Genomic DNA, 19,811 nt, shown 5'->3' on the forward strand with positions numbered 1-19,811 from the left:
CGACCTAGCCAGAAGAATTTGGGCGGTACGGCGCAGGGGATCCACCTCTTCCCATCCCGAACAGAGAAGTTAAGCCCTGTCGCGCCGATGGTACTGGGGTTACACCCGGGAGAGTAGGTCGCCGCCCTCACTTATCATGGGCCCTTTCACATCACGTGGAAGGGCCTTTTTGCGTTTTATAGGGTTTAAGTTTTTACTGGGGGGGAAACTAGTGTGCAAAGGTCTTCCATGGAAGCAGTGTAACGTAGGTTTCTAGGATCAAGCAATATTTCTGGGGATGAATAATTTCAAACTTATATGATTATACTGCTGGCATCATGGAAGGAGAAAAGTGTTAAAAAGTATTAAAAGTGGGCTAATCTCAGTTGCATTTTTTTTTAATGTGATTGTTTTCTTTGTGAAAACTGTAAAGGGTTTGTAACGGGAATTTTGAATGTATTCATAATTGAATGACTATCCAGCTTTAGGAAGCTTCTTCCAATTCAGGGATCTTTTATAATAAAAATGTGATGGATTATGGTCGAACACCCTGATTTACAAAAATATATTATTGATTAATTTTTAATTTAGGGCATAAAGCCTATATTTAGTAATTGTTAATTAATGGAAGTCGGTGTATAGGGCATTGATTTCGCTACCTAGAAGCATGGAAGGAAGGCATAGTCATAATGATAATAAGATTTGGAGAAGAATTTCTGATGGGGATAGAGATGCCCTTGCAAATATCTATAATGCCTACTCAAAAGATTTGTACAAATATGGTTTTGGCTTTACCAAGGATGAGGATTTAATTCAAGACGTCATCCATGACGTATTTGTACATATTTGGAATTTAAGAAAGACTATTACTATTCAAAAATCTATTAAATTTTACCTTTTTACTTCCTTTAGGAGAGAGATAATTAAAACCGTTAATGAGCAATACAAAAGGGAGTCGCTTGATGATTATCATGCTAAGTTTTTATGGGAAGAATCTTTTGAGGAATTACTCCATAAGCACCAGATCATATCCGAATCAGGTGTTAAAATCAATGAAGCCTTGGAGAATCTTCCTTTGAGACAAAAAGAAGCGATTTATCTAAGAGTGCTCGAAGACTTAGATTATGAAGATATTTCAGAACTTATGGGGGTTCAAGTTCCTTCAGTTTATAATTTGATATTTAAGGGAATTAGAACGTTAAGGAATACTTTGGATCTAAGAAAGGTAGCAATCAGTTTTTTAATCTTTTTGTTTGCTTTATAATATCCTGATTTGGGATTTTATAATTATCCGTTATTACACCATAAATTTGTTTCTCACGGATTTAACAGACTGCCACTGATCTATCTCGCGGTAGACAGGTTTAAATAATTATTTCTGTGAAATATTTGTCTTTTTTGTCATAAGGTTATGAAACATAATACTTACTGTTGGAATAGTGGATATATAGATGGGATTTTATGATTATCCGTTTTAACACCAGTAAACTTATTTCTCACAGCCTGTCCCGGTTTATCGGGAGATTCCACAGATCTACACAGATTTAATTTAGTGTTTCTGAGAGATATGTGTTCTCTTTTTAGCAAATGTTCTGAATGGTAAAACTTACTGGTACAATTGCGGATATACATATGGGATTTTTTTTGTTTGAATTAATTTTTATAAAAAAAATATTTTTTTCAGAAGGGCGATGAGATTTGGCCCGTTTTGTCCTCTGTAGCATAGATGGACAAAAAAATGAAATCTTACTCTAAAATAGAAGATCTATTATTCGATCAATCTTTTAAAAATTGGGTGTTTGAAAATGAGCCAGCAGATAATCTTTATTGGCCCAAGTGGATAGCTGCTTGTGAAGGTAATTATAAGCTTTATAAGCAAGCTAAACTCATATTGATTGCCTTAAGCAATCAAGGTAAGGATATGGATGATAGTATTCAAAGAAAACTTTTTGACAGAATTGAAAATAGCATTCAACCACAATCCAAAAGAATGGTTGCTAATGAACAATGGAAAGATGGTATTTGGAATTACTTTTGGTTTAGAACAGCGGCAATTTTATCCTTTGTGTTAATTGCGTCCATTGCCTTTCTAAATATTTATTCTAATAAGGATGAGTCGATAAAAGAGGAAATAGTTACAATTATAAAGTCAAATCCTAAGGGCCAAAAATCCAAACTGTATTTGCCCGATGGAACGACAGTCTATTTAAATGCTGAAAGTGAAATCGCTTATAAAGATAATTTCGGCAAAGATCATAGGGATATTGATCTTAAAGGGGAAGCATTTTTTGAAGTGGCTCATGATACCATTTTGCCGTTCAGGATACAGTCTGGAGAAATGGTTACTGTCGCTCTGGGGACTTCCTTCAATATCAATGCGTACCAAGATAAACATCCAAGTGTGCAGTTGTCTACGGGCAAAGTAAGGGTTTACAGCCTAGATTCAGGTATTAAAGATGTGTTTCTTTTGCCAGGAGAGGAGGCTGTTTTAAAGTCTACTGGACTTAGTAAAGGTTCATTTAATGATTTATATGCGCTAGGCTGGAAAGATGGGATTTTGACATTTACTCAAATGAGGTTTTCTGAAGTGACCAAACTATTGGAGCGTTGGTATGCCGTGGAAATATTCTTGAAAAATCCTCCCAAGAAAGATCAAAAAGTATCTGGAGAATTTAAAGATGCTTCATTAAAAAATGTATTGGAAAGCCTTGGATACACTATGGGCTTTGATTATTCAATAAACCGTAAAAAAATAACCCTTGAATTTAAAAATAGTGCCAATGAATAAACCTTAACAAAAAAAAGCCAATGAAGAATCATTGGCTAAGTCGACAAAAGCCAAGTTTCTCAGGCTATAGGCTAATTGTCGATGTTTTAATGCCTTATGTAAAACAGTAAAACAACTCAAAATTATGAAAAAAACATTACATGCAATATGTATGATAGGAAAATACTATCTGTATGGGTTTGTGTTTCAGCTGCTTTTCCTGAACCTGATCTATGCAGCGCCTACCAAGGCACAAGAATCATTAGACATTACTAAGGTATCTCTTAGTCTTGATCTAAAAGAGGTTTCCTTAGCTGAGGCCTTTAAGGAAATTAATGCCAAAACTGACTTTAAATTTATCTATAAGGATGAATTGGTCAGAAATTTACCGCCTGTGAATATTAAGCAGGAGAACCAAACGCTAGAAAGTGTATTGGTGGATTTGGCCACCAGTCATCAGCTTTCTTTTAAGCAAGTGGATAATACCATAAGTGTAAAGGAACATAAAAGAAGGAGTACTGTTTCTCCTATTACTATTCAAGTAAATGTAACAGGAACTGTAACGGATAAAAATGGTGAGCCTATTCCTGGAGTAACTGTAGTGGAGCAAGGAACAGTAAATGGAACAGCAACAGACCTGGATGGGAAGTATTCTATAAGTGTGGAAGAAGGATCAAACTTGATCTATTCTTTTGTTGGTTTTCTTTCAAAAACTGTTCAGGTAAGTAATCAGTCCGTTATCAATGTGGTTTTGGAAGAAGATGTGAGTGACTTAGAGGAAGTGGTTGTAGTAGGATATGGTACTCAGAAAAAAGGAAACCTTACAGGAGCTGTAGGAATGACAGATGGAGATGTCCTTCAAAACAGGCCAATCACCAATATTACTGATGGGCTTCAAGGTGTTGTCCCAGGATTAAATATTACTCCGGGTAGCGGAGCACCTGGTAGTGGAGCTTCAATTAACATTCGGGGTGCAACCAGTATCAATGGTGGTTCACCGCTTGTATTAGTGGATGGTGCTCAAATGGACATCAATAATATCAACCCTCAGGATATAGAAAGTGTGACTGTACTTAAAGATGCAGCATCAGCGGCTATCTATGGTGCACGTGCAGCCTTTGGGGTAATTTTGGTGACTACAAAAAAAGGTAGTAGAAATGCCAAACCTCAGTTTAACTATTCCGGAAATTTCTTTGCAGCGCAACCGACGATCTTACCTAAGAAGGCTGATAGCTATAAGTATGCTATGTATGTGAACAGTATGAGGAATTCTACAGGAGCAAGTACGGTTTTTAATGAGGAACATTTAGGGTTGATTCAAGATAGAGTGAATGGAACCATTTCGAATGACTATACTTTGAAGCCTTCAGGTTCGGCCTACTATGAGCATGCCAATACCGATTGGGCAGATTTGGTATTTGCAAAAGGCGCACCTGGTCAAAACCACAACTTGAGTGTTGCTGGTGGAACGGAGAATACCGCATATAGAGCTTCATTTGCTTATACCCGTCAAGATGGGATAGTGAAAATTGGTAATGATCGTTATGAGCGCTTCAACTTTAATACCAATATGAGTACGGATTTGAGTAACTGGTTGACCACCAAGTTTCAGGTAAACTTTTCTAAATCTGAGCAAGATGTTCATAATCTGCCTCCAGGTCACGGACCATCTATTTTTCATACGGTGTGGAGAGCAAGACCGACTTTGACCCCTTATTTTGATTTGGATGGCGTGCCATATGCCACGTTTATTCGATTGAATCCAGTAGCAACATTGGAACAAGGTGGCCGTGATAACCGAGTAGGTTATAACCTGAATACTAAGGCAGGAGTAGAAATGAAGTTTGGTGATTTCCAAGTATTCTCAAACTTTACCTACAATCCTAAATTCAGACAAAGAGTTTTGAATAATGTCGATTTTGAATCTACTACTCCTTGGGCTAATATGGATGTGAGAAAGGATGGAGGGCCTTCTTACATACAGAAAATAAATGAAGTGGACAATTACTATGCTTTTGATATTTATGGAAAGTATGGTAAGGATTGGGAAAGTGGACATAGCTTAGAGGCAACAGTTGGATTCAATCAAGAAATGGCCACTTTTAGCGATGATAATATGTTCAATACCGACATGATTAGTTATGATGTGATTTCCATTTCAAATACATTAGGAGATCCTACTGTAACTGATAATTATACAGACTGGGCCTTAAGAAGTGGATTTGCCCGAGTGAACTATAGCTTTTTGGGTAAATATCTTTTAGAAGTGAACGGTCGATATGATGGATCATCAAGGTTTGCTAAGAATGACAGATATGGTTTCTTCCCATCTGTATCTGCAGGGTGGAGGGTTTCTGACGAAGAATTTATGAAGGACCTTAGCTGGTTGAATCTATTTAAGTTAAGGGCTTCTTATGGGGCTTTGGGTAACCAAAATTCCAGTGCATTATATCCTTATGTAGGATATAGTACCGTCCCACAGACTAACTGGATAATGGATGGCACGAGGCCACTTGGTTTGAATCCTATGGACCCTATCGCCGCTTCCAGAACATGGGAAACAGTGGCCACAACCAATTTTGGAGCTGATTTCGTGTTCCTTCAGGGAAGGTTGGATGCCAGTGTTGATGTGTTTACTAGGAAAACTATGGATATGCTAGTCCAAGGAGATGCCCTGCCAGGTGTGTTTGGAGCAGCTGCCCCTCAAAAAAATGCAGCAGACCTTCAAGTCAAAGGTTGGGAGGCTTCTGTTGGATGGAATGATAGGGTAGGAAGTGACTTTTCCTATAATCTGAACTTTGTGATTTCCGATTCCAAAGGTGAGATTACCAAGTTTGATAATCCAACCAAGTCATTGTCAAGAAGCTATTATGAAGGTCAGACCATTGGTGAAATATGGGGATATGAGACAGTTGGGTTGTTCCAAAGCCAGGAAGAGATTGATAATGCTGCTAATCACACACCTCTGGGAGCAGGTAATCTTGTTGGATTAGGTGATGTACATTATGCAGACCTTAATGAAGATGGAGAAATATCGGTAGGTGAAAATACGGTGGACAACTCCGGTGATAGAAAGATCATTGGTAATGCTTCACCAAGGTACCTCTATGGTATCCGAGGAGGAGCGAACTGGAAAGGTTTTGATTTTAGTGTCTTTTTCCAAGGAGTTGCCAAGAGAGATTACTGGGTGGACGGTCCTTTGATGTTTGGTGGTGATGGTGGATATGGTAATGTAGTTGTTACGGATGATTTATATGCTAATGTATGGAGTGATGGATCAGACGGATTGCCAGTCAACACAGGTGCTTATTATTTTAGGCCAAGTCAAGGAGGTGTTGTAAATAGAAATACCCAGATACAAACGAGATATCTGCAGGATGCGAGCTATTTGAGGTTGAAAAATTTAACCATTGGTTACTCTCTTCCTAGTACCTTATTAAGTAAGATTCAGGTAAGTAACATGAGGGTGTTTGTATCAGGGGAGAACCTGCTCACCTTTACAAGTCTGAATGAAAACTTTGATCCTGAAGCATTGTCTCCAAGTCAAGGTGCACTTGGGAATACTTCCTTTAGTTCAGGTGGAGGACAATCCGGTAAGTTGTATCCATTGTCCAAAAGGATTTCTTTCGGTGTAACAGTAGGATTTTAATTCGTCAACTAAAAAAGAATGATCATGAAAAAAATAGGAATATATCTTCTGGCCAGTCTTTGGGTGTTGGCTGGATGTAATGATGAGTTTTTGGACACCTATCCAAAGACTCAAATAAACGATGAAAATTTCTGGAATAATCCAGCTGATTTAGCCACTTATAATAATCAGTTATACGGGGCCTATTTCAATAGTAAAGGCTTTGGTCGAGGTGGTTTTAATGCCTATATGTTGACCAATGACAATTACAGTGACAATTCCTTTATGATGACCCCAAATGAGGTGAGGTTAGGTATCAACTCTGCCAATCAACCAGGCTTGTCAGATTGGGACTGGGCTTTGGTCCGCGATGTGAATCAAATGTTGGTAAATGCTGAAAGAGCTGATATTGAGGAAGGACAGAAAAATCAATATATCGCGGAGGCCAGGTTGTTGAGGGCTTTAGACTATTACGATAAACTAAAGCTATATGGTAAGCTGCCTATTATAGACAGGGTGCTTACAGAGGATGATGAATTGCTCTATGCCTCTCAGTCCAGCAGGGATGAGGTGATGGCTTTTATTATGGCCGATCTAGATTTTGCTGTCCAATGGATGGCAACAAGTGCAGCTACAAATAGATTCGACAAGAATATAGCTCATGCTTATCGTGCTAGGATTGCACTGCATGAAGGAAGTTTTAGGAAATATCATGGTCTAGGAGGAGAGAATACCTATCTAGAGGCTGCAGTTGAATCAGCTCAAATACTGATGAACAGTGGTAATTATATGATTGATGTTAATGGAGATTATAATGCCCTATTTGCCAACATCAATTTAAACGGTAACAATGAAGTGGTATTCTTTAGAGATTATGATGAGGCTTTACAGATCTATCATAATGTTTCCAATATTATTACGCACGTAGATGGGGCTCAGTTTGGTGGAACCAAAGACTTGATCAATGATTATTTGTGTACAGATGGATTGTCAATCGAGGAAAGTCCATTGTACCAGGGGGATGCTACCATTGCGGAGGAATTTGCCAATAGGGATAAGCGATTGACAGGTACTTTTGCTCAGCCAAATACTTATTTTGTGGGGGATAAACTATATCTTAATGCTAGTCCACAAGGAGTGGTTAACACGGCTTCCCCTTCAGGGTATCAAGTAGCTAAATTCTTTAATGAGAGCCAAGATGTACAAGCTTGGGATAGGGCTTTTATTGATGCGCCTATTATTCGATATGCAGAAGTTTTGTTGATCTATGCTGAAGCGAAAGCGGAGTTAGGCAGCATTACCCAGAGTGATGTAGATATGACCATCAACCAGCTAAGAGCCAAGGCTGGCGTAGCTGATTTGGTATTGGACCAGGGAAGTATCATTGATGATGTGAGGAGAGAGAGAAGGGTGGAGTTGGCTTTTGAAGGATTCCGATATGACGATTTGATCCGATGGAAAGAAGGAACTAAACTGGCTGAACCTGTATTGGGACTGAGGTTTAATGCAACAGATATAGCCGATCATGATGCATTTACCATAGGTACGGACATCGTATTAAATGCAGATGGCTATATTATGTCCGATCAGACTTATCAGTTTGATGAAAGTAAAAACTATTATTTCCCAGTTCCAGTGAATGAGCTTTCTCTGAATCCTAGTTTGGAACAAACCGAAGGATGGGAATAATTAACTGATTTTCATATTTATTTTTTTACAGGCAATCCGCAGGGTTGCCTGTTTTTTTATTTTTGGGTCAGTCTTTTTATTGACCTTATTTGTTTTCCATTTTCTTATTGTCAATCAAAATAATCTTTGGATCTCTCATGGATCACTTACGGATCACCTTCGGATCAAACTGGAGTTGAACCAAGTAAAATCCGGAGGTTATTTGGTGTTATAATATGATTAAGACTTAGGAATGAAGGAAGTGCCTTTCCTATATAGCTGTGAAGCTTTTTGAAAGTATCTATGGGCTTGTGTAGTAGAAAATAATCAGTAAAAGATTATATAGGGTGTTTATCAATTAGGAATAGGTCTTTGGAGAATTATAAAAGTAGACTTGGGTGCTGGCCTTATCGTTTTGAAAAGAGTAAAAAAAGAGGCTTGACAAAAGTATATTATCAAGCCTTACAAATTTCATGCATAAAGTTTGAAATAGTATAGTACCGTTTATTCCAAGAATTCACCTTTTAAAGGTACTTGGATATTAAAGCTGCTACCATCTTTCTTTGCATTGGGGCCCTCTATGGCACAGGCTGCATAAAGGACTTTGGGCAAACCATTTTCATCAATTAATAGCTGCGGTCGCTCGAGCCTCTTCACTTGTACCTTGCTACCGTTTTTGAGCTGTAGTTCTAGCGGCATAAACATGCTTTGTTCCATTTGCTCCCATTTTTCACCATCAGTGGAGTTCATGATGGCAAGTCCCGGCTCCCCTTTTGTGATTTTTCCGGTAAAGTCTTTGAATACAGCATAGAATTTTTGGCTTTTGCTGTGGTACCATACATAGGGGTCTTCTGCTGAGGCCAATTGGCCGTTTTCGTCTTTTACGTCAAAGACATATTTGTCTTTTGGATAGAAAGGTCCAATAGGAGTGTCACCGATGGCTACACCATGTACCCCTCTCCAGGATGGTGTATAAATATTCCCCTTAAAATACAGCAAATACTTTCCATCACTTGGTCGGAAAACCACTGCAGGGTTAACTACGATTAGGTTGTCTGGTAATGATTTTGTCCCTTTTGGGGATGGATTAAGGACATTATTAGGTTTTACCCTAGTTCTTGGACTCAGTAATGGCTTATTATATCGGGTGATATTTCCTTCCAGAAGGTCTTCTATACTATCAAAAGTGACCACGCCAAGTTGTTGGCTTTGTTGTACGAGATCCCTTTTGCTAAGTTTCGCTCCGGGAGATCCTGGAGGCTGTTTTCCCGGGTATTTTGATCCAGTATGATACAGGTAATATTTGCCGTCAAATTTTTTTATATGTGGGTTATGAACAGATTGTGCATCCCAAGCTTCGGGGTAGCCATCTCTGGCCCTACCTCTCAATACTACTTTTACAAATTCAAAACCATGATCAGGATAATCTGATACAGCGTAGGCGATTTCAGAATTGATCAGCCAACCGTCAGAAAATTTTTCATGTTCTTCACCAGAAATCCACCGGGCGTAAAACATGTGATATTTGCCATCCTCTCCTTTGACCACACTTCCTCCCCAAACGAAATAACCGTCTTGGTTTAATGCTGCGGGACCTTGCAGTAGTGGGCTTTGTCCAGTATTGGTCAATTGGACATCCACTTTGCTTGGATGGATTTGTATTTGGGCATGTATGAATGAAATGTTTAATGCTAAAATAAGACTAGATATTATGGTTTTTACTTTCATTATTTGTGTGTTTTTCAATAATAAAATTACATAAAATAGGTCATATGACCTAGGGTGATTGTCTTAAAATATTGAAAGGTAACCGATCGTTAAAATTATAGTCTGAATAAATAAAATAAGCAGCCATTCAGTATGAAGGACTGCTTATTAAAAAAAGCGATTGATTTAATTAGAAACTTAACCTGATACCCGCATTGATAAAAAAGGAATTGGTTTTACCAATATCAAAGTCTGTCAATCCAGAGACATCGGTAAGTGACCATTCATATTTGGCATCAAGAAATATAATGGTAAAATCTAATCCAGCCCCTGCAAACATGCCCCATGTAGGGGATTCAAAATCATCCTTGTCCAAGCCCTCTCCATTTACTCCTGTAACGATAAATGATGAGCCACCTCCAAAAACACGCAATCCAATAGCGCTGGCCTCACTACCCAATAGGTGATAACCTATTGAGACAGGTATTCTCAAACCTTTGATGTCCATATCTAGGTCATCTCCAGAGGCATTTGTATCCGAGAATTTTGTGCTCTTTTGAGCATAGAATAAACCGGGCTCTATATAGAATTTGTCTCCAAATAAAACACTGCCCCCAAACTGGTAACCTAGTTTAGCTTTAGCCTCTCCAGAATCTGGATCCTTTGTGACGTTAGAGAATGTTAAACCGATTGCAGGTTTTAATTCTACCTGTGCATGTACCATTGTGGTAATTAATGCAGCGACAAAGATAAGTAAGAGCTTTTTCATTTGTTATGAGGTTTGATGTTTGATAATAACTTTTTACAGGGAGGTGTGTTGAGGTTCAGTTTTATGTTTAAAAAAGTTATCATAATATAAAATATCTTTAGCTGAAGAATGGGGACTGGGAAGAAGATTTTGCTAAAATTTGATGAATTTGATCAATGATTTTTTTGCTTTATATGTTTGAAATATTTTAGGGTTGTGTGGGGGATCCTTTTGAAATTTTTCGAGATATGAGTGTTTATTTCGATCAGCTTGGGGTTATCCCTCTAATTATGACCTTTACCCTTGGGTGATGAGTTTTGATTTGGGCTCTGCACAGGTAGTAACAAAGTTTGGAATAGATGAGCGGCCAGAGTGCTGCGGTGAAAGAACACCAGGGAATTATCAAATTTGGGCAACCAATGATTTGACTAAAGCAAATACATCAGACATAGATAGTGGAACGGTAGAAGAATGGGAAGCAGAGGCAACTTCGAAAGGATGGGTGAAAATATTGGATGTTTCTAGAAATACCAAAAGTTCATTTGAGCAAGTAATTGAGGAAAACAGTATGAAGTACCGATATATTAGAATAGTAGGTATCTCTTCCATTGATGGTGGAACTGAAGCTAATTTCAATGAATTTACTTTATGGGGTAAATAAAGTTTTATTGATTTAATTAGATTTTTGGGCAGCAAATCATTTGCTGCCCTTTTTTATTCACCTTTCATCGATAAAGGGTAAGGTCTCCTGGGCAGAAAGTTTTATACTGCTGTGGATATAATTGTCTACTTGCAAAAATTTGGCTGCGATAGAAGCAGAAGTGGCCTTTTTGAATCTTTTGTAGTATTTGGCGTGTAGTTTACTGATGTTAATGTCATTTTTTATAGTCTTTTTGGCCAGTTCATCGGTTTTGGTTTCATCCAAGTTTTCAAAATTATTTAGGTAGTCATTAATGATGATCATTCGGTCCCTGGCTATTGATTTTCTTTCTTCTTCATATTGTCCATAAACCATCCAAAAACTGGTTTGATAGTTCTCTGGCAAATCCATGTACAGTTCAATTAATTTTTTCTTATCAAGTCCAAATTCCGCTTGAATCAATTGGATTTCCTCTTCCAATGTTACCTGTGCCGTGGTGATCATTGGAATCAGAAGGAATAAAGCGATCAGTAATGTTTTAAGGTTTTTCATGGTTAAAGAGCTTAGTTCACATACAAATTACTTTATGAATAAACTAGGCAGGGAGAATTGTGTCTTGTGCTTTGCTCATAATGGTTAAAATTTGGCAAATACTGTCTGGCCGGTATTCGTTTCAAGTCAAATTAGGAGGCTTTTGTTTAGGTTGATGTTAAGACTATGTTCGAAAGGTGGAAATGAGATGCGATAGGAAGTAGCATTAGCTAATTTTTTATTAGGTGTTAAAAGAATTCATTCATTTATCCGTTAATAAAATTGAATGGGTTTATTCATATTAAAATTAAGCGCAGCCTATGTAGGCTGTGCTTTTTTATTCCTATATACTTAATGATTTTTGTTGGGTAATTTAAGATGGAGACCGTAGAATTTTGTTATGGTATTTATTGATTTTGGCAGGTAAGTTTTTCTTGTTTTACTTGAAGTTTGTTCCACATTCTGTGTAGTAATTCCACACTTTTTGCCTGTATTATGTTCAGATAGACTGCTGAAGGCCTTTTTGTGAATGGCATAACTTATGAATATTGATTATCAAATGATTAATATGAGCAGTTTTCGAAAATTAATATTCATGTTATTGACAGGGATTTTGATAGTGGTTTTGACCTTGTTGGGTTTGACAGGATACAGACTCAAGACTGAATCAAATGTATCAGAATACCAGACTAAGCTGAGCACTGCACCTACCAGTATTTTCTACAGGTAAATAAATAGATCATGAAAAAACTATTGATTAAAATATTTATTCCGGCATTTGTGTTGGTCTCATGTGGTGATGGAAAAGATAAGATCAATTCCGAAGAATTGAATACTAAAGGAGAAAGTATCCATATGAGGGAGTCTATGCCAGATATTGATGGTGTCAGTGAGCTTCAGACACCCAGTGAGGAATTAGTAAGAGTCAAGATCAAAGAAGAGGATTTGCCTAAAGAAATTACTTCATTGATAGATAATGATTCATTACTATCGACACTGGAATTGGAGAAGGCTTATTCAGTTACCGATGGAGAAAAGAAATACTATGATTTGACTTTTGTTACTGAAGATCATGAAGATATCATAGTGTCTTTTGACCATAGGGGTAATCTTTTGGAACTATAATTAATAAATAACCCTAACTAAAATCAACCATGAAAAAATACGTGTTTATCCTTGCTATCGGGATGCTGATATCTTCTGGGCTTCAGGCTATGGAGATATTACCGACAGTTAATGTAGAATTGAGTGATCAGGATAAAGTGGAGATATTACCAGAAGATCTTCCCCAACCTGTTAAAGATGCTATTGCAGACAGCGACGAAACCAAAGATTGGACTATCTCCAAGGTCTATCAAATGACCGATGATGAAGGAAGTGTAATCTATAAAGTTATGTTTGGAGAAGGTGAAGAAAGTATCACTAAAAAGTATAATGCTGAAGGTAAAGAAATTAAAGAGGATTAGTAGTTTCTTTTATTCATGTGAAAGGCACCGGTTTTTTTAGCTGGTGCTTTTTTTCTTCCTCAACAAAATCAATATGTGACCCAATCTCTTTAAGGTTGTCAAGTCAAAAAGAACAGTTGGTATTAGGCTTCATCAACATAGCACTATAAGGAAGGCTTCCAATATAAATGTCCATTTGTCCTATAAAAAACAAGGCCTCTTGGAGATGAACCAAGAGGCCTTTCAATACTTTTATTTAGCTGTCTTTCTTTGTCTTATCGCTTCGTAAATCATTACTCCGCAAGCTACAGATACATTAAGACTTTCTATATTTCCTCCCATAGGGATTCTTACAAATTCGTCACTAAGCTGCATTAACTCATCAGAAATACCATCTTCTTCAGATCCCATGATCAGGGCAGTGGGAACGGTAAAGTCAGCTTGGTACATATCCCTTTCGGTTTTTTCAGTACAGCTAACAATATTAAGCCCCATTCTTTTTAATTCCTTGACAGCAAAGAACAGGTTTTTGGCCCTACAGACAGGAAGAAAGTTAAGTGCTCCTGCAGAAGTTTTGACAGCGTCAGAATTGATTTGGGCAGCGCCTTTTTCTGGGATAAGAATAGCATGTACTCCTGCGCATTCGGCAGTTCTTGCTATCGCACCAAAGTTTCTGACATCTGTAATTCTGTCTAGGACCAAAATCATAGGATCAATTCCTTTGGAGAAACATTCCTCGATTACATTGTCCATTGAGGCATATTGGATGGCAGACATATGAGCGACCACTCCTTGATGATTTTTACGGGTGATCCTATTAAGTTTTGCCTCGGGAACCCTTACTACAGGAACCCTTTCTTGCTTGGCAGTGCTTAATAGTTCTTTGATAAGATCGTTGTTCAGTTCCTTATTGACCAAGATCTTGTCGATGTCCTTTTGGGCATGAAGTGCTTCCATCACTGCCCTGGTGCCAAAAATAAAATCTTTCTCGTGAGCTCCTTTTTCTATCAAAAAGCCATCTTTCCGCTTCTCCATAATGTAATACTTTGGAACCATTCAGGCTGATAAGACCTGGATCGGTTCAGCTTGTAATAATTCGGTGTGAAAATGTTTTTTACGCGTGCAAAGGTAAACCTAATTTTTGAATTACTTCCCAATTTGTCGTAAATCCAAATCTCTCTGTCTTTGTCAAAGAAAACATCTGTAGGAGGTCCCATTATAGTGTAAATCATGCCTCTATCCGTTTTCCATCCATCCTTGAAGTCAGTGAAAAGAATATTAGCAAATTCAATTTGCCTAAAGTATTCCCTGATAATTCCCTGTGCTTTTTCTGTGTCCTTGGTGAGGTTTAACCAATATTCGTCCAAGGCCTTTTTTTTGTCCGAAGCTTCTCTTAAAGCTTCATGCTCACTTCTGGTAGAAATATATACTAACATATCTACCATCTCATTATAGCTAGCCACCCTAGGGAATGCTTCGGAGGTAGTTTTGACCATAAAGCCTGTTTGACCAGAAGTATCTGATTGTATGAAATAATAACCGTCCTCATTGAATGGTTGAGGAACATTGATAAGAAAGTCCCCATTATTTACCACCCTAATGTCTTTAGGCACTGGGGCAGGACGGGTCTCCATAGGAGGTAGGGGGATATCAAAATCACGGGGATAATAGAAGCTAAAGAGACTTAAAGTTTTGTTACTCTTGAAGATTAAGGCTTCCTCTTTGTTGATAAAGTTCTGGTCAAAAGGGATGTTGTTTTCATAATAGGCCCCAAAATTGGGGATTTCTGCTATGAAGGGACTGATAAGATCGGTATGGTATACATACTGGTCTCCTTGCCTCATGTCTTTGCAGATAATTACGGCATAGGCCTCCTCTTGTTTTTCTGGGATACGTACAGTTTCTTCAAAATAGAAATGCCTATCAGTGTCTTGTTTTAGATCAGAAGAAGTCAATGGAATGATATTGTCCTCATTGATTTCTTCATCAAAATCTTCCACAATGGCATAGGAAAATATATAATCATCAAAATTGGGGTTTTCCTCAATCTTTTCTATTGGCATTTGTAATTTGAATTCCCTATCAGAGATTTTTATGGGGACAATCTTTGGGGAAATTCGGGAATACCGTGAATATCGTAAGTTTTGATCAATGTTTTTGAGGCTACTTTGGGCCTCTGCTGCCCATGAGCCTAAGAAGATCAGGGCAAGGGCACCTAGAAGTTTAAAATTTAGCGTCTTTATCTTTATCATCATTCGGTTTTAAAAATTAACCTTATTTTTGTTGAAAATAATAAAATTTTAAATGGCTACCTATACAACGGAAATTGCCTCTGATAAGTTGGTCAGTGACAACCCTATTCATCAACGTTTATTAAAAGCATACATTGCCGCCAAGCCATTGGTAAATGGTGAATTATTGGAAATAGGCTGTGGAGAAGGAAGAGGAGTGGAGGTGCTAAGGGAAAATGTGACCTCATATCATGGCTTGGACAAAATTGGAGAGGTAATTGAGAATCTTCAAAAAAAATATCCTGATGTGGTTTTTGAACAAGCAGTGATTCCTCCCTTGGGTACGGTGGCATCAGATAGCTTTGATACTGTGGTGAGTTTTCAGGTGATTGAGCATATTGAGGATGACAGGTTGTTTTTAGAAGAAATATATCGGGTGCTCAAGCCAGGGGGGAAGGCCATAATTTCTACTCCCAATATCAGACATACCTTAAGTAGAAATCCTTGGCATATCAGGGAATATACAGGTAAGCAGCTTAAAGATCTTTGTGAAAGTATTTTTGATAAGGTTGATGCAAAGGGTATTGGGGGAAATGGAAAAGTATGGGAATACCATGAAGCGAACAGAAAGTCGGTTCAGAAAATCATGCGTTTTGATATTTTTGATCTGCAGTACAAACTGCCTGCTGCTATATTGAGAATGCCTTATGAAATTCTGAATAGAATGAACCGGAATAAGCTTCATAAGCAAGGTGGAGAAGCTGTAACCGGTATTAGTCATGATGATTTTTTAGTGGTAGACCATCCCGATAAAGGTTTGGATTTGTTTTATGTTCTGGGGAAGAAAGGCTGAAGAATGGCTGGAATGAAATATGCAATAGATCAAGTGGATACTGGTGAATTTCCGCTTCTGGTGGAAATATGGGAAGCATCTGTCCGCGCTACGCATGATTTTCTGGAGGTAGGAGATATAGAGTATTTTAAGCCATTGATTTTAAACCAGTATTTGGGACTGGTGGATTTGGCTTGCGTTCGAAATGAAAACGGAATGCCATTGGGGTTTATTGGAGTGGCTGAGGATAAAGTTGAGATGCTTTTTGTTCATCCTGATGTCATGGGTAAGGGGATAGGAAAGCTCTTGATGGATCATGCCATAAAACACCTTAAATCGAATAAAGTGGATGTTAATGAAGATAATAAGCAGGCAGTAGGTTTTTACCTTCATTTAGGGTTTCGCATAGTTAGTAGGTCAGCGGTGGATGCTATGGGGAAACCTTATCCAATATTGCATATGGAGTTGAACGATGAAATAGATCGATAGCGAATTTGTTTCCAAACACTTAAGCTTATGAGGGATTTCACCTAGAGCCTAAGTGTAAAAAAAAAAATGAAGCAATTAGATCGTGTAAAAATAAGAAAAGCGGCTAAGGCCGCTTTTCTTATTTGGTGATTATTTAGTATTGTTTAATATTCCTGGGGTGCCCGATGGGCCGAGCACGATATCCAAATTGTTTTGGATTTTGGTGGCTAGCTCATCATAACCTCGTTCTTGTAATAGTGGTACGAAATAGCGCATCATTTCCAAAGATATCATAGCATCACGGTCCATCTCTCTTCCTTTGTCTCTATAGAACTTGAGGGTTTCAAAGGACTTTTCAGAGAGTTTTTCTATGATGTCCATGGCCAAATCATCTTCACCCATTTCAAAGAGATAAATTACAGATTGACCATTTGCCAAGTCATAAGGAATGGCTTCATTTGGGAATTTTTCCAAACTCAACTTCTGAATATCTGCAGCTCTTTCCAGATCACCTTCGCTCAATAAAGCACCAGTAATGGTGTTAAGGGCACTTCGATGGTTGGAGGTAAACCTTCTATACTCTTCATCGAAATAGTTGTCAGGATTGTTCATGCCCCTGTAAGCAAAATTCTCCATGACATTTTCGTAAGCAAGATCTGTATTGACTAAAAACTCATCTGCTGACTCGGGCTTTTGAATAGGTAGCAATCGGTAGGTAAGTCCTTCCATTACTACATGATTTCTAAGTTCAAAGCCTATAGATGATAAGGAAGTGTTATTGAAATAAATTGGTCTTTCCCAGTTATTAGTCGTTATCAGGTCAAGAAGCATTAGGTTTCCTTTGGTCAAGTACCTGCCTTTGACCCTTAGGTTCATTTGGCTAAGCACCAGATCTTCCATTCCTTCCGGAATGATTCCTTGCTTGATCACTGCCGCAGAATCAACTTCTAAGATCAAATTTTTAGAAGGTACCTGGTATACAGGTGTAGAAAAACTAGAGTTGATCTTGAGAAGGTCACTTTCGTTTTTCAAAAGCCTCAAATACTCTTTGGCAGAAATAGCATTGAGCCCTTGTCTTTCATTGACATACAATACATCATTGGTCCCTTTCTTGAAGTTCTTTTTCTCCAATGAGAAAGGTAGGGCAGCGGATTGGTTGACAGGCCTTGTCATTTGTTCCACATACCAGTCAGTATCAAAATAGCTTAATACAATTACCCTAACATCTGTTCTGAAGCCTTCTACTTCCTGCACATACCATAGCGGGAAGGTATCATTATCCCCACCGGTAAATAGGATGGCATTTTCTTCGCAGGATGCTAGGAAATTTCTAGCAGAATCTACAGAGAAATATCTGTCAGAACGATTATGGTCATCCCAGTTTTGGTTGGCCATAAGCATTGGGACAGGGAAGGTGACCAAGGTGGCCATGATAGAGGCCACCGCAAAATTTTTGTTGACTTTTGCAATGGCATGGGCAATGGCCAAAACACCAATTCCTACCCATATGGCAAAGGCGTAGAATGACCCTACATAAATATAGTCCCTTTCCCGTGGTTCTATTGGAGGAGAATTCAGGTAAAGTACCAAGACAGCTCCCATCATCAAAAATAACATCATGGTGACCCAGAAAGATTTTTGATCATATTTAGCCTGGAAAAATAAGCCTATTATACCTAATAGTAAGGGGAGCATCAGGTAGTTATTATGGGCCTTGTTTTCGGTGATATATTTAGGGAAATCTTCAAAAGTAGAAAAGAAGGTCAATGCAGGAGCATCTGAATAATCACTTTCCCTTCCTGAGAAATTCCACATGAAATACCTCCAGTACATATGTCCCAACTGATGGGAAAACATAAAGTAAATATTGTCAGCAAAGGTAGGTTCTTCTCCTTCCCTCAAGCCCAATTTAGAACGGTAGATACGTTTGTGGTTGGGTTGTGTAGAATATATTCTAGGGAGAATAGTAGTTTTTTCTGGATCATATTCATTGACTATTCCATAGTCAACAATCTCATATTTATCTTCCCCCTTAACATAAACAGGATCACCTTCCTTTTGATCGACAACTTCTGCAGTAAAGTACTGTCCGTGCATTAATGGTCTATAGCCATACTGCTCCCTTTTCAAGTAGCTTACGAAGCTTAATACATCTTTTGGTGCATTTTCATTAATTACCGTATCAGCATTTGAACGGACTACTATTAAAGCATAAGATCCGTAACCTATCAGAATAAAGGTGAGTGAAAGTAATACTGTGTTTAATATTGCGTGTTTCGTTTTGACGGAATAAACCAATGCGGCTATAAGTGCGCTAAGGAAAACTACGGCAAAAAAGATGATTCCTGAACCGAAGGGGAGTCCGATACTATTAACAAAGAATATCTCCAAAGTACCGGCGATACTTGGTAATCCAGGAATGATGATATTATTGATGATTACCAAGGCTACCCCACCCAATAAAAAGGCGATGATAGCTCCTTTTAAGTTGGTAGATTTGAATTTTTTGAAATAAACTACCAATGCCAGAGCTGGTAAAGTAACTAGGTTGAGCAAGTGAACTCCTATGGAAAGTCCGACTAAATAGGCGATGAAAATCATGTATCGATTTTCGTCTTTCGGGTTTTCGATCACATCCCATTTTAAGAAAGCCCATATGACGATAGCGGTAAAGAATGAGGACATCGCATAAACCTCCGCTTCAACAGCAGAAAACCAGAAACTATCAGAGAAGGTATAGACCAATGAACCAATGATCCCCGCCCCCATTAGCGCGATGGTATGTCCTTTGCTTTCTTTTCCTTTCTCAAGTTTGAATAATTTGCGTCCAAGTAATGTAATAGACCAAAAGAGGAAAAGTATGGTAAATCCTGAGAACAAGGCACTGCCCACGTTCATCCAATAAGCTACACTCAGCCCATCACCAAAGGCCAAGAACCCAAACATGCGATAGATCAATAGGAAAAATGGCGCTCCTGGAGGGTGCGGTACTTGTAATTTATAGGATACGGCAATAAATTCTCCTGGATCCCAAAAACTGGCAGTTTCCTCAATAGTTAGTAAATAAACTAGCGTGGCTAATAAAAATACAATCCACCCCGTAAGGTCATTGACTTTTTTGTAATTGATCATGTTAAATTTACACTGATGTGAATGGCGAAAATAAA

General features: G+C 38.2%; 16 protein-coding genes and 1 rRNA gene. 11 read left to right on the plus strand and 6 right to left on the minus strand.

Annotated elements, in window-relative coordinates; all coding sequences use genetic code 11:
* The first annotated feature begins 18 nt into the window (after window positions 1-18).
* The 5 genes from rrf to H7U17_RS07945 all read left to right on the plus strand — a co-directional run bounded on the left by rrf (window position 19) and on the right by H7U17_RS07945 (window position 8,063).
* Window positions 19-130 (plus strand): 5S ribosomal RNA (gene rrf / locus H7U17_RS07925).
* A gap of 516 nt (window positions 131-646) precedes the next feature.
* Complete coding sequence (locus H7U17_RS07930) at window positions 647-1,243, plus strand: RNA polymerase sigma factor (protein ID WP_186756178.1); 597 nt, start codon at window positions 647-649, stop codon at window positions 1,241-1,243.
* 474 nt (window positions 1,244-1,717) lie between these two features.
* A complete protein-coding gene (locus H7U17_RS07935; RefSeq protein WP_186756179.1) occupies window positions 1,718-2,767 on the plus strand; it encodes a FecR family protein in 1,050 nt (349 codons plus the stop codon).
* Between the two features lie 124 nt (window positions 2,768-2,891).
* Window positions 2,892-6,395 (plus strand): TonB-dependent receptor, encoded by a 3,504-nt coding sequence (locus tag H7U17_RS07940; protein ID WP_230981321.1) that lies wholly within the window; start codon window positions 2,892-2,894, stop codon window positions 6,393-6,395.
* A gap of 24 nt (window positions 6,396-6,419) precedes the next feature.
* Window positions 6,420-8,063, plus strand: coding sequence for a RagB/SusD family nutrient uptake outer membrane protein (locus tag H7U17_RS07945; RefSeq protein WP_186756180.1), 1,644 nt, complete (start codon window positions 6,420-6,422; stop codon window positions 8,061-8,063).
* A 483-nt stretch (window positions 8,064-8,546) separates the two neighbouring features.
* Here H7U17_RS07945 and H7U17_RS07950 read toward each other — a convergent pair whose 3' ends face one another.
* A complete protein-coding gene (locus H7U17_RS07950) occupies window positions 8,547-9,770 on the minus strand; it encodes a glycoside hydrolase family protein (RefSeq protein WP_186756181.1) in 1,224 nt (407 codons plus the stop codon).
* Window positions 9,771-9,939: 169 nt separating this feature from the next.
* Entirely contained in the window at window positions 9,940-10,518 is a 579-nt protein-coding gene (locus H7U17_RS07955; protein WP_186756182.1) for an outer membrane beta-barrel protein, read from the minus strand.
* Window positions 10,519-10,807: 289 nt separating this feature from the next.
* Here H7U17_RS07955 and H7U17_RS07960 point away from each other — a divergent pair, with 289 nt between their 5' ends.
* Complete coding sequence (locus tag H7U17_RS07960; RefSeq protein WP_186756183.1) at window positions 10,808-11,158, plus strand: DUF5000 domain-containing lipoprotein; 351 nt, start codon at window positions 10,808-10,810, stop codon at window positions 11,156-11,158.
* Window positions 11,159-11,215: 57 nt separating this feature from the next.
* Here the strand turns inward: H7U17_RS07960 and H7U17_RS07965 are convergent, their stop codons facing one another.
* Window positions 11,216-11,689 carry a hypothetical protein gene (locus tag H7U17_RS07965; protein WP_186756184.1) on the minus strand — a complete coding sequence of 158 codons (474 nt, stop codon included), beginning with the start codon at window positions 11,687-11,689 and terminating at the stop codon, window positions 11,216-11,218.
* Between the two features lie 547 nt (window positions 11,690-12,236).
* On the opposite strand from H7U17_RS07965, the gene H7U17_RS07970 reads away from it, so the two are divergent.
* From H7U17_RS07970 to H7U17_RS07980, 3 genes are read left to right on the plus strand one after another with little or no spacing between them, the layout of a single operon-like run.
* Window positions 12,237-12,398: a hypothetical protein gene (locus H7U17_RS07970; RefSeq protein ID WP_186756185.1), complete on the plus strand. Its 162-nt coding sequence runs from the start codon at window positions 12,237-12,239 to the stop codon at window positions 12,396-12,398.
* Window positions 12,399-12,409: 11 nt separating this feature from the next.
* A complete protein-coding gene (locus H7U17_RS07975; protein WP_186756186.1) occupies window positions 12,410-12,793 on the plus strand; it encodes a hypothetical protein in 384 nt (127 codons plus the stop codon).
* A 29-nt stretch (window positions 12,794-12,822) separates the two neighbouring features.
* Window positions 12,823-13,134, plus strand: coding sequence for a hypothetical protein (locus H7U17_RS07980; RefSeq protein ID WP_186756187.1), 312 nt, complete (start codon window positions 12,823-12,825; stop codon window positions 13,132-13,134).
* Between the two features lie 231 nt (window positions 13,135-13,365).
* Here the strand turns inward: H7U17_RS07980 and rlmB are convergent, their stop codons facing one another.
* Window positions 13,366-14,148, minus strand: a complete 783-nt coding sequence (gene rlmB, locus H7U17_RS07985; protein WP_186756188.1) for a 23S rRNA (guanosine(2251)-2'-O)-methyltransferase RlmB — start codon at window positions 14,146-14,148, stop codon at window positions 13,366-13,368.
* Window positions 14,121-15,368 (minus strand): GWxTD domain-containing protein, encoded by a 1,248-nt coding sequence (locus H7U17_RS07990; RefSeq protein WP_317172711.1) that lies wholly within the window; start codon window positions 15,366-15,368, stop codon window positions 14,121-14,123. Before H7U17_RS07990 ends, rlmB begins: the two co-directional genes overlap by 28 nt.
* Window positions 15,369-15,417: 49 nt before the next feature.
* On the opposite strand from H7U17_RS07990, the gene H7U17_RS07995 reads away from it, so the two are divergent.
* Both H7U17_RS07995 and H7U17_RS08000 read left to right on the plus strand, forming a co-directional pair.
* Window positions 15,418-16,197, plus strand: coding sequence for a class I SAM-dependent methyltransferase (locus tag H7U17_RS07995; protein ID WP_186756189.1), 780 nt, complete (start codon window positions 15,418-15,420; stop codon window positions 16,195-16,197).
* A gap of 12 nt (window positions 16,198-16,209) precedes the next feature.
* On the plus strand, window positions 16,210-16,665 hold the full coding sequence (locus tag H7U17_RS08000; protein ID WP_186756190.1) for a GNAT family N-acetyltransferase: 456 nt from the start codon (window positions 16,210-16,212) through the stop codon (window positions 16,663-16,665).
* Window positions 16,666-16,794: 129 nt separating this feature from the next.
* Here the strand turns inward: H7U17_RS08000 and H7U17_RS08005 are convergent, their stop codons facing one another.
* On the minus strand, window positions 16,795-19,776 hold the full coding sequence (locus tag H7U17_RS08005; protein WP_186756191.1) for a glycosyltransferase family 117 protein: 2,982 nt from the start codon (window positions 19,774-19,776) through the stop codon (window positions 16,795-16,797).
* Window positions 19,777-19,811: the final 35 nt, after the last annotated feature.

This window comes from Echinicola salinicaeni (assembly GCF_014280965.1).
GTDB classification, from domain to species: domain Bacteria; phylum Bacteroidota; class Bacteroidia; order Cytophagales; family Cyclobacteriaceae; genus Echinicola; species Echinicola salinicaeni.